A 14,811-nucleotide genomic window follows, 5' to 3' on the forward strand; every position below is an offset into this window, starting at 1 on the left:
CTTACATCTGCTCCGGTGCAGATACACCCAGCAGCTTCAGGCCGTTGGCCAGCACTTGACGTACGGCAACGCTCAGCGTCAGGCGGGCGTTACGCAACTCGGTGTCATCGATGATCAGCTTGTGGCCGTTGTACCAGGTGTGGAAATCACCTGCCAGGTCGCGCAGGTAGTTGGCCAGCACATGCGGCTCGAAATTGAGTGCGGCGTGCTGAAGGGTTTCCGGGTACTTGCCCAGCTGCATTACCAGGTCCTTCTCGGTTTCACTCTCCAGCCGTTCCAATGCTTCAAGGCCGGCGGCCTGATCCCAGGCCATGCCTTCGCTTTCCAGCTTGCGCAGTACCGAGCAGACACGGGCGTGAGCGTACTGAATGTAGTACACCGGGTTGTCCTTGGACTCGGATTTGGCCAACTCCAGATCGAAATCCATGTGCTGATCGGCCTTGCGGGTCACATAGAAGAAGCGGCAGGCATCGTTACCCACTTCATTGCGCAGCTCGCGCAGGGTGACGAAGGAACCGGAGCGGGTGGACATCTGTACGCGCTCGCTGCCACGGTAGAGGATGGCGAATTGCACCAGTTTGACCACCAGCTTTTCGGGATCGTAGCCCAGCGCCTGAATGGCCGCCTTTACGCGGGTGATGTAGCCGTGATGATCGGCGCCCCAGATATTGACCACCTGGTCAAAGCCGCGCTCGAACTTGTTCATGTGGTAGGCGATGTCGGAGGCAAAGTAGGTGGTCTGACCATTCGCACGCTTGACCACGCGGTCCTTGTCGTCGCCGAAGTCAGTGGAACGGAACCAGAGGTTGCCCTCCTGCTCATACAGATAGCCCCGCGCTTCCAGTTGCTCCAGTGCACGCTCAACATCGCCGCTGTGGGTCAGAGATCGCTCGGAGAACCAGACCTGATAATCAACACCGAATTCGGACAGATCCTCACGAATATCACCCAGAATAGCGTCAAGACCGGCGTTGAAGACACGATCGTAGTCATCAGCCAGCATCTGCTGGGCGCGCTCGATCAGGGCATCGATATGCAGTTCCTTGTCGCCACCGGCAGGTTCATCGGCAACGATGTCGAAGAACAGCTCGGCAACGGGGACATTGAAGCGGTCGCCATGTGCTTTCAACAGGTCATGGGCGATATCGCGGATGTAGAAGCCTTGATAGCCGTTGCTGGGGAAAGTCAGTTCCTGATCGTTCAGTTCCAGATAGCGCAGCCAGACGCTGACCGCGAGGATGTTCATCTGGCGACCGGCATCGTTGACATAGTATTCGCGCTCAACCTCGATACCTGCCGCTTCCAGCAGATCGGCTACGGTGGCACCGTAGGCCGCGCCACGCCCATGGCCTACGTGCAGCGGGCCGGTTGGGTTGGCGGATACAAACTCCACCTGCATGCGCGGACCTGAGTCGGGAGTGCCACGACCGAACGCGTCGCCCTGCGCAAGGATGTCACCCACAACGGTGAAGATCGACGCCTGGCTGACAAAAAAGTTGATGAACCCCGGGCCTGCAATCTCGGTTTTTTCGACATTGGAGGAGGTCGGCAGGGCGTCACAGATCTGCTGTGCCAGCTCTCGCGGGTTGCGTCGGGCGGGTTTGGCCAGAGTCAGGGCGATGTTGCTGGCAAAGTCACCGTGCGACTTGTCGCGGGTGTTCTCCACCTGAATGCTCGGAGCGATATCGGCCGGCAGGGTGCCGTCAGCTATCAGGGAGGCAAGTGCCGTTTCGATCAACTGGGCAATCTGTTCTTTCATTGGGGTACTCTGGCTGGATTCGAAGATCAGAATGATGCAATAAACCGAGTATTATACGGCCTCGCTGTGGTTAATTGCCAATCAGTAGCTGTCAATCGGATCAACGTCGATACTCCAGCGTACCCTGCGTGCCTCAGGGTGTGCCTGCATCAGCCCGGTCAGCAGTGGCAACGCATGCTGCAGTGCGGGACGGTGCGGGCTTTGCATTAGCATCTGGGCGCGGAACAGGCCGGCACGCTTTTCCATTACCGCGGGAAAAGGGCCGATGCACTGCACGCCCTGGGGCAGCAGCTGTTGCTGTTGAGCAAGTTCACGCAGGCTGATCAGAAAGCTCTCGGCCAGCCCCTGTCGGTTGGCTTCGGCACGGATCAGGGCGTGATGGGAAAAGGGTGGCAGGTATCCGGCATGCCGCAGCCGCAACTCCTCGCTGGCAAAGGCTTCATAGCCGGCGTGTACCAACGTATTAAGCATGGGATGCTCTGCATGCAGGGTTTGCAGTACTACTTCACCGGGGTGATCGGCGCGACCGGCACGGCCGGCGACCTGCAGAATTAACTGGGCGGTTTTTTCCATGCCACGAAAGTCCGCGCTGAACAGACCCGCATCCGCATCCAGCACTGCTACCAGCGTTACCTTGGGGAAATGATGCCCTTTGGCCAGCATCTGGGTGCCCACGAGAATACAGGGCTCGCCCTGATGTACCTGTTGCATGATTCGCTCCAGCGCGTGCTTGCGCTGAGTGCTGTCGCGATCGACCCGCAATACGGGGATGTCAGGAAAGTGTACCTGCAGGCGGTCTTCTACCCTCTCGGTGCCGCTGCCGGCGGGTCGCAGCTGGTTGCTGCCACACTGAGCACAAGAGCGTGGAATGGGTGTCTGACGATCGCAGTGATGGCAATGCAGGTGAGGGGGCTGACGGTGCAGGGTCATGCGCGCATCGCAGCGGGTACAGTCGACCGGAGTGCCACAGTCATGACAGATCAGCGCCGGTGAAAAGCCGCGTCGGTTCAGGAACAGCAACACCTGGGTGCCCTGATCAAGATGTGATCGGATCTGGCTGATCAGCGCTGCCGAGAGGCCAGCGTCCAGCGTCTGCTGTCGAATGTCCAGCAGTTTGAATACGGGAGGGCTGGCATTGCCGGCGCGACGGGTCAGGTGCAGATGCTGATAGCGACCACTGCGTGCATTCTGCAGACTTTCCAGTGACGGAGTGGCGCTGCCCAGTACAACGGGGATCTTGAGCTGGTTGGCACGGAAAATCGCCAGGTCGCGGGCATGGTAGCGAAAGCCGTCCTGCTGTTTGAACGAGCTGTCATGCTCTTCGTCCACAATGATAAGGCCGGGACGGCTCAGGGGCGTGAAAATGGCTGAACGCGTACCGATCAGAATGCGGGCGCTGCCTTCGCGTGCCCAAAGCCAGGCATCCAGGCGCTGGCGGTCGGTCATGCCGGAGTGCAGTGCCAGTACAGGCACCCGAAAACGTGCCTTGAAACGGGACAGTGTCTGTGGCGTCAGGCCGATCTCCGGCACCAGTACCAGTGCCTGCTGGCCGCGCTCAAGGCAGGATTGAATCGCCTGCAGATAGACCTCGGTCTTGCCTGATCCGGTGACGCCCTCAAGCAACAGAGGGCTGAAACCCTGTGCCGCGCGAATGGCCTCAACCGCCTGTGCCTGCTCATCATGCAGTGTCAGGGGCGCCTCTCGGATAACCCCGTCGGTGATGTCGGCATGCGGCAGGTCCGGGTGATGTTCAAATGATTGTGCGAGTCCCTTCTGCTGCAGCGATTTGAGCAGTGCCGGATCACCGCCCTCGGCACGCAGAGCATCTGCGCTGATGCCTCCGGGATGTTCCAGCAGCAGTTGTAGCAGCTCTCGCTGGCGGAACGCGCGCGCAGTGATGGCCTCCAGTGTTGCATCAGGTGCGGCGTGCCACAGTGTCTGGTGCGCAAAACGTGCAGGTTGGCCCTGGCGCAGCAGTACCGGCAGGGCCTGTTGCAGCGCATCGCCAAGAGGGTGTTGATAGTAGCTGGCTGCCCAGCGTGTCAGCGCAAACAGATCATCACTGAATACAGGAGTCTGATCCAGAACCTCGCTGACCGGCTTGAGCTTGTCGAGAGGGAATTCACTGGTGGTCTCGATCGAGACCAGAATGCCGATGGCCTCGCGCCGGCCAAAGGGGACCCGTACTCGGCAGCCTGGCTGAGCGGGGGTCTCATTCAGGGGCTGTCGGTAGTCGAACAGCCGGTGCAGAGGTGTTGGAATGGCGACGCGGTAGATCAAGATCTTGGTCCTGTCAGTGAAGGGTGTCGGTCGGCAATGCTGTGGCCCCGAGTCTAGGGCTTTTGAGCGTTACAGGGAATGGTTGAACGGCATGCTCGAATTGGCTTGCTCGCAGTGGGTGGGCTGCGTATAATTTCGCGCCTTAACTGTAAGCATCGCGGTGCTCTTGTATTGGAGTGCTGACTATTAAATGTGCGGTGCCTGGCGTCAATGAATACGACCGGGTGGCGGCACGCCAATTTTATCGAGGTTCAAGATGAAAGCTGGTATCCATCCGGAATACAACGAAGTTACCATCACCTGCTCTTGTGGCAACGTGATGAACACCCGCTCTACCATGGGTCAGGACATGCTGGTCGACGTGTGCAGCCAGTGCCACCCGTTCTACACCGGCAAGCAGAAGGAAGCGACTTCCGGCGGCCGTGTTGACCGCTTCAAGAAGCGTTTCGGTGGTCGTGGCTTCAAGTCTTAATCGACTGCGCCAGCGTACATCAAAAAAGGCACTCCAGACGGGTGCCTTTTTTGTATCCGCGTTTTGGCTTTTGTTGTCTCCTGCGGTTTGGGCGCAATGCCCGCTGCTGCCGGGTGGTTTTGATGCTGAAGTCGTGCATGTGTACGACGGGGATACGGTTCGCCTGAAGTCAGGGCAGCGAGTGCGTCTTATCGGTATTGATACCCCTGAGGTCGGGCATGACGGGCGCCCTGATCAGCCCGGTGCACGTGAGGCCAGCCGTTGGCTGGAGCGGCGTGTAAAGGGTCAGCAGGTCTATCTTCTGCCCGGAGCAGAGCGTCAGGATCGCTATGGCCGGCTACTTGCCCACCTTTATTGGCGTGATGAGCTGATAGCAGAAAAAATGCTGCAGCAGGGGCTGGGCTTTGCTTTGGCGGTGGGTGCCAATACCCGTCTTGCCGATTGTCTTTTCAGCGCAGAAACGCCTGCACGCGTTGCATCTGAAGGTGTGTGGCAGCGCGCGCCTCGTACCGCAATGGAAATTGATAAACCCGGTTTTGCACTGGTTAGTGGGCGTATCAGCCGAATCACTCAAACACGAACCGGCTACTACATCGATTTGGATGATCACCTGGCTCTGTTTCTGCCGGAAAAGCTTGGGGTGGATCATGCGCGAATGCAGGTGGGGGACCGGATCAAAGCCCGTGGCTGGGTGCAGGATCGCCTGCAGCGGCAAAATCGGCTGAGTCATGGCCAGCAGCGCTGGCTGCTCAGAATTACCGCAGACCGGCACCTTCAGGCCAACTGAAGTCTATATTTGCATCGCCTAAAGTGCGGTTGTTGTCTATATGGCTTTTATATATGATGCAAGACCGTCTATTTACAACCTTAGTTGGAAACAGCAACCATGTCTCAAGATTTTAAACAAGCCGCCCTCGATTACCACGAGTTCCCTCGTCCGGGTAAGATCAGTGTAGAGCTTACCACCTCCGCTGAGACTTCCCGCGACCTTTCTCTGGCCTACTCTCCGGGTGTGGCCGAGCCTGTGCGTGAAATCGCGAAGGACCCTGATGCGGCTTACCGTTACACCGCCAAAGGCAACCTGGTTGCTGTTATTTCCAACGGTTCCGCCATTCTGGGGCTGGGTGATCTGGGACCTTTGGCCTCTAAGCCGGTCATGGAAGGCAAGGCGCTGCTGTTCAAGCGTTTTGCCGGTATTGACTCCATCGATATCGAAGTCGATGCGGAAAGCCCGCAGGCGTTCATCGATACTGTTGCGCGCATTGCCGAAACCTTTGGTGGCATCAACCTTGAAGACATCAAGGCGCCAGAGTGCTTCGAGATCGAACGCGTATTGATCGAGCGCTGCAAGATTCCGGTTTTCCATGATGACCAGCACGGTACAGCGATCGTAACCGCTGCCGGCATGATCAACGCACTGGAGCTGGCCGGCAAAAAACTGGCGGATGCGCAGATCGTGTGTCTGGGTGCCGGTGCTGCTGCCAGTGCCTGCATGAAGCTGCTGATCAATATGGGTGCCAAGGTCGAAAATATCTACATGATCGACCGTAAGGGTGTTATCCACTCGGGTCGTGATGATCTTACTCCTGAAAAGGCCGCTTTCGCGACCGAGACCGACAAGCGCACGCTGGAAGATGCCGTCACCGGCGCTGACGTATTTGTAGGCCTGTCTGGTCCGGACCTGTTGTCACCGGAAAACCTGCTGAAGATGGCGGATAACCCGATCGTCTTCGCCTGTGCCAACCCGGATCCTGAAATCAAGCCGGATCTGGCGCGCGCGACTCGCTCTGATGTGATCATGGCAACCGGTCGCTCCGACTACCCGAACCAGGTGAACAACGTGCTGGGCTTCCCGTTCATCTTCCGTGGCGCGCTGGACGTTCGTGCAACCGCCATCAACGAAGAGATGAAAGCGGCAGCCGTGCGTGCGCTGGCTGATCTGGCCAAGCAGCCGGTTCCGCAGGAAGTGCTGAATGCCTACAACCTTATGGAGATGGAATTCGGTCGTGAGTATATCCTGCCGAAGGCGACTGACCCGCGTCTGCTGGGTGCAATCTCCAATGCGGTTGCCCAAGCCGCTGTCGACACAGGTGTTGCGCGTCTGCCGATGCCCTCGCACTACCCGATTCAGAGCGTGAAAGACATCTGATCACGGATTGAATACGGACATAAAAAAACCGCCAGTAGGCGGTTTTTTTATGTCCAATGCAGGCGTTGTTCTAATAGCCGAAGATGGCCTCGGTCGGTGGTGCCTGCATCTGCTGCTCAGGGCTGCGGGCTGTCTCTGAGGGAACATCTTCGGTGCGGAAGTATTCGCCAATGGCATTGTCCTGACCGGGCCAGGCACGCAGGCCGCTGGCCGGGTCTATGGCGATGCGTACAACGCCTTCGGGCGCCGCGGGAGGGCGGTCAGGCAGCCCGGCAAGTGCCTCTTCCATATAGTCGATCCAAATCGGCAGGGCAGTACTGCTGCCGTACTCGCCTCGCCCAAGAGGAGATGGCTGGTCAAAGCCAACCCAAACTGTTGTTACCAGGTCGGGGCTAAAACCGCTGAACCAGGTGTCCTTTTGCTCATTGGTAGTACCGGTTTTGCCTGCCAGGTCTGAGCGTTCCAGGACGCGAGCTCGCGTGCCAGTGCCACGTGTAATTACGTCGCGCATCACATCGTAGATCAGAAATGCATTGCGCTCGCTGATGACGCGAGGTGCAACAGGTGTGGGAGCGTTTGTAGAGCCCTGTGATGCTGCAGCAGGCATTGGCTCGGAGGTATCGGTCAAAACCGCTGTTGCAGTTGTGGTTTCGATGTTGGGTGCATCACAGTTGTGGCATACCGTTACGGGATTAGCCTGCTCCAGCACTTCGCCTTCGGCACTCTCGATTCTATCGATCAGATAGGGCTCTACCAGATAGCCGCCATTGGCAATGGCAGCATAACCGCGTGCAATCTGCAATGGAGTGGCGCTGGCGCTGCCAAGCGAGAGTGAGAGGTTGGCAGGCAGTTTATCGGGCTCGAAGCCGAACCTGAGCATGTATTCACGGGCCTGTTCGATACCCAGTGCGCGCATGATGCGAATCGATACCAGGTTGCGTGATCGGTACAGGGCTTCGCGCAGGCGCATGGGGCCGTTGAACTCGCCATTGTCATTTTCAGGGCGCCAGTTGCCTTCAAGGCTTACATCGTGAAACACGATAGGGGCATCATTGATGATGGAGGCGGGTGTGAAGCCGTTCTCAAGCGCAGCGGTATACAAGAAGGGCTTGATGCTGGAGCCTGGCTGGCGGTAGGCCTGAGTCGCGCGATTGAACTTGTTGTGATAGAAGCTGAAGCCGCCAACCAGTGAGCGTATGGCGCCATCCTGAGGGTTCAGGGCGACCAGAGCGCCTTGAACCTGCGGCATTTGGGTCAGGCGCAACGTGCCGTCGGTATCGGGCATCACGCGGATGATATCGCCTGCCGAAAGTACGTCGGTTGCCTTTTGGGGAGCCGGCCCGGTCCAGTGTACGCTGCGGAAAGGGCGCGCCCATTTGATGCCGTCCCATTTCAGTTCGGCCGGCTCGCCGCTACCCAGCAGCAGTTGAGCGGAGTTGTTCGTCACGGACTTGACCAATGCTGGCTCCAGGCCAGCAAAGGTGGGGTATTGGCGCAGCTGGTTGAGCTGGTCAGCTTCACTGCTGAGGCTGTCTAGATCCAGGCTGGCTTCAGCACCATGGTAGCCGTGACGATCGGTGTAGGCGAGGAGTCCCCGTCGCAGAGCATCAGTCGCTTCCTGTTGCTGGTGACTGTACACCGTTGTCCAGACGCGGTAGCCATCGGTATACAGTGCTTCGCCATACCGCTCAAACAGTTGCTGGCGTACCATCTCGGCAATATAGGGGGCATCAAGCTCGATATCGCTGCGGTGGTAGCGTGCATTGTCCACAAAGGCGATGGCTTCGGCGTGTCGTGTGCTGTCAATGTAGCCCAGCTCAAGCATTCGTCCCAGAATCCAGTCACGTCGGGTGGTTGCACGAGTAGAGTTGGTGATCGGGTTGAACGCGGAGGGAGCCTTGGGAAGGCCGGCAATCATGGCAAGCTGGGCCAAATTGAGCTGATCGATGCTTGAACCATAGTAGGTGTTGGCGGCTGCTTCGATGCCGTAGGCGCGGTGTCCCAGATAAATCTGGTTTACATAAAGTTCCATGATCTCCTGCTTGCTGAGCTTCGTTTCGATCTGCAGGGCCAATAGAATTTCGATAAACTTTCGTTTGAATGTCTGTTCGCGCGTGAGGAAGAAGTTTTTCGCCACCTGCATGGTGATGGTAGAGCCACCACTCTGTATGGAGCCTGTCGATGCCAGCTGGAAGGCGGCTCGGCTCAGGCCTTTGATGTCGATACCGAAATGTTCGAAAAAACGTGCGTCTTCAGCCGCCTGGAGTGCGTGAACAAAGTCGGTCGGAATCTGCTCGTAGCTGACAGGTACGCGTTTCTTCTCGCCGAACTCAGCGATCAGCTTGTCGTCTGCGGAGAAAATGCGCAACGGCGTTTGAAACTTTACGTCGCGTAAAGTTTGCACATCAGGCAATTGCGGACTGAAATAGTAGTAGACTCCAGCCAGTGTGGCAGCGCCAAGAAAGACGCCGATCAGAGACAGAGTTAGGATCCATTTGAACAACCGGCTTAAAATTCGCATGCTAACCTTAAAAAAATGCGGTAAAAAAATAGAGCTGGGTCATTATATAGGTGTATGCCAGCTGGTCTACAGTAAACGGACAGTTTAAATTGTGCCCGAATCAGGCTACATTGTTGGCATTCGCAGGACTTCACCTGATTGATACAAGGAAAACGTCGTGCTCAGTATCTTCAAAAAAAAGGTTGCAGGTTGGGTTGGGGTGGATATTGGGTCCTCCTCTGTCAAGCTGGTCGCACTCACGAAACATGGACAGTCATATCAAATTGAAGGCTATGCGATAGTCTCATTGCCCCCAGCTTCTGTCGTTGATGGGAATGTTGAAGTGGTGGCGGATGTTTCAGACGCCATTGAAAGGGCTGTAAAACTTTGTGGCGTCAAGTTAAGTCATGCTGTCACGTCTGTTCCTGCTTCGGCTGTCATTACAAAGAAAATAGAGGTTAGCAAAGCTTTCTCTGGCCTCGAGCTTGAAGATCAGGTGAGAGTTGAGGCTGATCAGTTCATCCCCTACCCGCTCAACGAGGTCGCTTTGGATTTCGAAGCAATCGGAGATGCAGATAACTCTCCGGGGCTGCAGGAAGTCCTTTTGGTGGCGTGCCGCAAAAAAGATGTTGACAGTAGGGAGGATGCTATCAGCGGTGCAGGCTTGTCATGCGAAATTGTTGATGTCGATACTTATGCAGTCGAGCGTGTCCTGCCATTTCTGGAGTCGACCCCTACTGATGGCCAGATTACGGGTGTTATTGATATCGGAGCGGCAACTCTTACGCTCAACGTGTTTCGCGGCGACAGGATTATCTATAACCGCGAGCAAGCGTTTGGTGGCAATGATTTGGTTAACCTGATACATCAAGTAAAAGGTCTTGGTCTTACCGAGGTTGAAAGGCTCTTGGCTACTGATGAGTTGGATCAGGAATCCAAGGAATCTCTCATTGAGCCGTTCAAGTCTACAGTGGCGCAGCAGGTATCCAGAGCCTTGCAGTTTTTCTATTCCTCTGGGGCAAGAGCCGGCCAGATCGGCAAGCTGTATTTGGCGGGAGGGACTTCACGTATTGAGTCGCTTGCCGAGGCTGTTGAGCAGGAAACCGGTTTGCCAACGAGGGTTGCTAATCCCTTTGAACAAATGGGGATCGTTTCCAAAGTTAATCCTTTGCGTTTGGAGAAAGACGCGCCTAGGCTCTTCAAGGCGTGTGGCTTGGCTCTGAGAAGCTTCGACGTTTAGCAACATAGGGACTTTGTATGGCGAAGATCAATCTGAGACCTTGGCGCGAAGAGCGCAATGAGAGGTTGCAGAAAAATTTCATTGGTAACCTGGTTGGATCTGGGTTGCTTGGCGTTCTTATGTTGGTTGCCTCTGCTCAATACTATGACATGCAGATCAGTCGCCAAGAGGCTCGTAATGCCTATATGAGCTCGGAAATTGCTGTCCTTGATCAGAAAATAAAGGAAATCCAGCAGCTAAGGGCAAAACGAGAGAGGCTTTTGGAGCGGTTGAATGTCATTCAACAGCTTCAAGGTAACCGGCCTGTTATCGTGCGCAGTTTTGATGAGCTTGTCCGTGTGCTGCCTGATGATATCCACTATTCATCTCTATCCAGAGCTGGCGAAACAATCAACATCAAGGGGGAAGCCAAGGATAACAGCAATGTTTCCGATTTGATGCGTAGTCTTGACCAATCAATATGGTTCAAGGAACCGGATCTTAGTAAGGTTGATAACCTGGAAGGCACCATGAGGTTTGATATGAAGGCTGCTATGACCCGTCCTAATGCAGAGGAGGCAGGCAGGTGAGCTTTGATATGATCAAATCGGCTTTTGAAGGCTTTGATCCCAACGATGTTGATTTCAAAAAGGCGGGTAACTGGCCTATTGGGGTTAAGGTTCTTGCGTATTTTTTACCTGTGTTAATTGTCATGTTTGCCGGCTACTACTTCATTTTGAAGGATAAGCATGCGGAAGTTGAAAGCTTGCAGGCAAAAGAGCTTAGTCTGAAGGATGAATATCGAACAAAGGCTTTCCAGGTTGCCAGTCTTGAGGCGTTACGAAAGCAAATGGCCGATGTTGAGGGAAGATTTGCGGAGCTTCTTAGGCAGCTCCCAACACAAAAAGAAGTGCCAGGCTTGCTTGAAGATATCACTGAGATTGGGGAGTTGGCTGGTTTGAGGTTTGATTTAATAGAGCTTCAGCCCGAGAAGCGTGAGCAGTTTTACGTTGAACTACCCATCAAAGTGATCGTTCAGGGTAATTACCACCAGATGGCTGAGTTCGTCAGCGGGGTTGCAGCAATCAAACGTATTGTCACCCTGCATGATTTTACGTTGAGCCCCATGGAAGATACTGGCTCTTTGAGCATGGAAATTAGTGCGAAGACATACCGTTATGATGATAAGAACTGAAGTGCTTAAAATGGCGCGTTTCTGTCCGTTATTGCTGGTTGTGCTTGCCTCCGGGTGTGTATGGGTTGAAGGGACTGATGACCTTAAGCAGTACACTGAAGAACAAAAAGGAAAGCCCAGCGGGCGCATTGAGCCGTTGCCTGAGTTCAAGGCTTATGAAAGCTTTGTGTATGAAGGCAGTAGTTTGAGAGACCCTTTCAAGCCTCTTGCTCAAATCAGTGCTAATGACATTGAGTATGAAGATCAGGATGCACTGAAGCCTGATATGGAACGAGACAGAGAGTATCTTGAAACATTCTCTTTGGATGTGCTGGACATGGTAGGAACCATCACACATACAGGCGATACGGGTATTTGGGCCTTGATCAAGGATCCAAATGCTGAAGTCCACCAGGTGAGCGTCGGTGATTACTTGGGCAATGATTATGGGCAAATAGTTTCCGTGAGTGAGCGAAAGCTGGATTTGGTGGAAATTATCTCTAATGGGCGTGGGGGGTGGATGAAGCGTCCCCGTACACTGAGTCTTGAAGTGCAGGATTGATAAGGATGCAGACCGTGAATACATATAGACGGACCGAAACCGACCGGATGCTATCCGGATTCCAGACCCGTATCTGGCTCCTGTTGAGTGTGCTTGTACTGGTTCTTGTTGGCCGCACAGCTTTGGCCCAGGGCGCCGCGCTTAAGGATGCCTCTTTTGTCTCTTTGCCCGGCAGTAAAATTGAAGTAAGGCTTGACTTCGATGTTGCGCCTCCTGTGCCAAAGGCCTACATGATTGAAAACCCTCCACGTCTCGTGATGGATTTATGGGGTGCTCAAAATGGCATGGATACCAAAACGCTTTCAGTTAAGTCCGGCGATGTAGATAGTTTACACTTTGCCGAGTCTGGCGGTCGTCTTCGGATTGTTACGAGTCTTACCGGCTCAGCCGGTTACAAAACGTATAGTGAAAATAACAGCCTGTTTATTGAGATTGGTGGTCAGCCTGCCGACAGTGTAGTTGGTCAGATCTCTGCGTCTGATACTTCTGCTGGAGTCCCTCAGCAAGGGCCAAGGATGCCTGCCACAGAAGATGACCGTACGCGAGTGCGTGGAATCGACTTTCACCGCCTTGAGGGTGATCGGGGAAGAGTAACAATTGATTTGAGTGACTCTCAGGCGGGTCTCGATATTGTTGAAGAAGGAAATAACGTCGTTGTAAATCTATTGGGGGCGGGGCTTTCCAATGCATTGGAGCAACGTTTGGATGTTCAAGACTTTGCTACACCGGTTCTTTTTATAGACTCGATGGTGCGAGGTGAAAATGCCACTATTCTGATTAAACCTTCAGCCGAGCCTTATGACTATATGGCTTACCAAAGTGGTAATCAGTTGGTATTGGACTTCAAGCCTTTAACACGCCAGGAACAGGAGAATCAGCGTGATCTGTTCCCGTACACGGGGGAGAAGATCGACCTGAACTTCCAGAATGTAGAAATACGTACTGTATTGCAGATCATAGCGGAAGTGGCTGATAAAAATCTTGTGGTCAGTGATAATGTACAAGGTACAATTACCTTGCGACTAAAAAATGTCCCTTGGGATCAGGCCTTAGATATTGTCCTTAAAACCAAAGGGCTGGATAAGCGCGAAGCGGGAAATGTTTTGTTGGTAGGAACTGTTGATGAGATAGCTGCTCGAGAAACAGTTGAGATGCAAAGCCAGCAGCAAGAGCAGGAGCTTGCACCACTGGTAACCGATTTCATTCAAATTGACTACCGCAAAGCTTCTGACATAAAAGAACGCGTCATTGAAGCCAAGCTTTTGTCAGAACGCGGTTTTGTCATGGCAGATGATGAAACAAACACTCTTATGGTACGTGAGACAGCAAAGCAGGTACGTGAAATAAGAGATACCATCAAACGCTTTGATGTTGAAGTCGAGCAGATCATGGTACAGGCGCGACTTGTTACTGCAGAAGTTAAGGATACCTAGGAGCTTGGCATACGTTGGGGTGCCGGGGTTTTGACTGGTGGTGATAACCATGAACTCAAGATTAGTGGTTCTCCCAATGCTCCATCAACTCCTTATGTGGATACATCAGATAGAATTCCAGGCAATTTGATGGTTGATATGGGGGTAACACCACAGTCATCAATCGCATTTGGCTTTATCAATAATTCACTACTGTTGTCGGCAGAGTTGTCCGCACTTCAAACTGATAATAAAGTGGATATTCTGTCGCAACCTAAAGTGATGACGACAAATGGCAAAAAAGCCATTATCCAGGCGGGGCAAGAGATTCCAATTCAGAAAATTGAGGATGGAACTGTCTCAATCGAATATAAAGATGTTGTGCTGAAGCTTGAAGTGACGCCGCAAATAATACCAGGAGACAAAATCTCTCTGGAGATACTGATTAACAAGGATTCGTTGGGTGGGACTCTCTTTGAAAATATTATAATCAACAAGCAAGAGCTATCGACAACAGTGGTTGTTGGCGACGGCGAAACACTTGTGTTGGGTGGAATATTGGAGACTGAAACACGTAACAATACATCCAAAACTCCTTTGCTTGGTGATTTGCCTGTGGTTGGCGGGTTGTTCCGCAGTCGCTCAAATGATGCAGAAAAACGTGAGTTGCTTATCTTTATCACACCAAATATGATTCGTGAGTCTCTCACCAGACGATAAGAACAGAGCTGTAAAAATTTGAACGTTTTCCTTATTGGCCCTATGGGTGCTGGCAAAAGCACCATAGGGCGTTTGCTTTCTCAAGAGCTTGGGCTGGAATTTCACGATTCTGACCGTGAAATAGAGACGCGCTCCGGAACCAATATCCCGTGGATTTTCGATGTCGAAGGCGAAGAGGGCTTTCGTCAACGTGAAGAAACTGCCATTGATGAACTGACCCAGTTAGATGACATCATTCTGGCAACCGGTGGTGGTGCTGTCTTGCGTGAGGCTAACCGACGGAACCTGCAAAGCAGAGGTACTGTCGTTTACTTGCAGACATCAATTGAGCAGCAACTGGAGCGTACTGCAAAAGACCGAAATCGTCCTCTTTTGCAGACAGAAAACCCGAGAGCCGTGCTGGAGCAACTGATTGAGCAGCGTGACCCGCTTTACAGGGACTGCTGCGATCTGTTGATTCGTACTGACCGACGTCACCCACGTGGCGTAGTAAATGATATTATTCGTTTCCTGAAGCGACAGCAGCCGCTGAAAAAAATCTGATTCACTCTGTTTCCGGAGACT

At 53.7% G+C, this 14,811-nt stretch carries 13 protein-coding genes; 10 read left to right on the forward strand and 3 right to left on the reverse strand.

Annotated elements, in window-relative coordinates; genetic code table 11:
• Position 1 precedes the first annotated feature (1 nt).
• Both argS and ACAM29_RS16875 read right to left on the reverse strand, forming a co-directional pair.
• Positions 2 to 1,759, reverse strand: a complete 1,758-nt coding sequence (gene argS, locus ACAM29_RS16870; protein WP_369624818.1) for an arginine--tRNA ligase — start codon at positions 1,757 to 1,759, stop codon at positions 2 to 4.
• A gap of 81 nt (positions 1,760 to 1,840) precedes the next feature.
• A complete protein-coding gene (locus ACAM29_RS16875; RefSeq protein WP_369624819.1) occupies positions 1,841 to 4,039 on the reverse strand; it encodes a primosomal protein N' in 2,199 nt (732 codons plus the stop codon).
• Positions 4,040 to 4,295: 256 nt separating this feature from the next.
• On the opposite strand from ACAM29_RS16875, the gene rpmE reads away from it, so the two are divergent.
• From rpmE to ACAM29_RS16890, 3 genes are all read left to right on the forward strand, one after another.
• A complete protein-coding gene (gene rpmE, locus ACAM29_RS16880; RefSeq protein ID WP_091827249.1) occupies positions 4,296 to 4,511 on the forward strand; it encodes a 50S ribosomal protein L31 in 216 nt (71 codons plus the stop codon).
• Positions 4,495 to 5,298 carry a thermonuclease family protein gene (locus tag ACAM29_RS16885; RefSeq protein ID WP_369624820.1) on the forward strand — a complete coding sequence of 268 codons (804 nt, stop codon included), beginning with the start codon at positions 4,495 to 4,497 and terminating at the stop codon, positions 5,296 to 5,298. The genes rpmE and ACAM29_RS16885 overlap by 17 nt, the downstream gene beginning before the upstream one ends.
• Positions 5,299 to 5,397: 99 nt before the next feature.
• On the forward strand, positions 5,398 to 6,660 hold the full coding sequence (locus tag ACAM29_RS16890) for a malic enzyme-like NAD(P)-binding protein (protein WP_354408360.1): 1,263 nt from the start codon (positions 5,398 to 5,400) through the stop codon (positions 6,658 to 6,660).
• Positions 6,661 to 6,730: 70 nt separating this feature from the next.
• On the opposite strand, the gene ACAM29_RS16895 is transcribed toward ACAM29_RS16890, so the two are convergent.
• Complete coding sequence (locus ACAM29_RS16895; protein ID WP_369624821.1) at positions 6,731 to 9,181, reverse strand: penicillin-binding protein 1A; 2,451 nt, start codon at positions 9,179 to 9,181, stop codon at positions 6,731 to 6,733.
• 157 nt (positions 9,182 to 9,338) lie between these two features.
• Between ACAM29_RS16895 and pilM the strand changes: the two genes are divergently transcribed.
• Genes pilM through aroK form a run of 7 tightly spaced genes read left to right on the forward strand, consistent with a single transcriptional unit; the run spans position 9,339 to position 14,790 of the window.
• Complete coding sequence (pilM, locus tag ACAM29_RS16900; RefSeq protein WP_369624822.1) at positions 9,339 to 10,400, forward strand: type IV pilus assembly protein PilM; 1,062 nt, start codon at positions 9,339 to 9,341, stop codon at positions 10,398 to 10,400.
• Between the two features lie 17 nt (positions 10,401 to 10,417).
• Complete coding sequence (locus ACAM29_RS16905) at positions 10,418 to 10,969, forward strand: PilN domain-containing protein (protein ID WP_091827235.1); 552 nt, start codon at positions 10,418 to 10,420, stop codon at positions 10,967 to 10,969.
• Positions 10,966 to 11,574, forward strand: a complete 609-nt coding sequence (locus tag ACAM29_RS16910) for a type 4a pilus biogenesis protein PilO (protein WP_369624823.1) — start codon at positions 10,966 to 10,968, stop codon at positions 11,572 to 11,574. Before ACAM29_RS16905 ends, ACAM29_RS16910 begins: the two co-directional genes overlap by 4 nt.
• A complete protein-coding gene (locus ACAM29_RS16915) occupies positions 11,558 to 12,115 on the forward strand; it encodes a pilus assembly protein PilP (protein ID WP_369624824.1) in 558 nt (185 codons plus the stop codon). Before ACAM29_RS16910 ends, ACAM29_RS16915 begins: the two co-directional genes overlap by 17 nt.
• Positions 12,116 to 12,120: 5 nt before the next feature.
• A complete protein-coding gene (locus tag ACAM29_RS16920) occupies positions 12,121 to 13,548 on the forward strand; it encodes an AMIN domain-containing protein (protein ID WP_369624825.1) in 1,428 nt (475 codons plus the stop codon).
• 30 nt (positions 13,549 to 13,578) lie between these two features.
• Positions 13,579 to 14,247, forward strand: coding sequence for a hypothetical protein (locus ACAM29_RS16925; RefSeq protein ID WP_369624826.1), 669 nt, complete (start codon positions 13,579 to 13,581; stop codon positions 14,245 to 14,247).
• A gap of 18 nt (positions 14,248 to 14,265) precedes the next feature.
• Positions 14,266 to 14,790, forward strand: a complete 525-nt coding sequence (gene aroK, locus ACAM29_RS16930) for a shikimate kinase AroK (protein WP_277987731.1) — start codon at positions 14,266 to 14,268, stop codon at positions 14,788 to 14,790.
• The last annotated feature ends 21 nt before the right edge of the window (positions 14,791 to 14,811 follow it).

Source organism: Marinobacterium sp. BA1, assembly GCF_041155135.1.
GTDB classification, from domain to species: Bacteria; Pseudomonadota; Gammaproteobacteria; order Pseudomonadales; family Balneatricaceae; genus Marinobacterium; species Marinobacterium iners.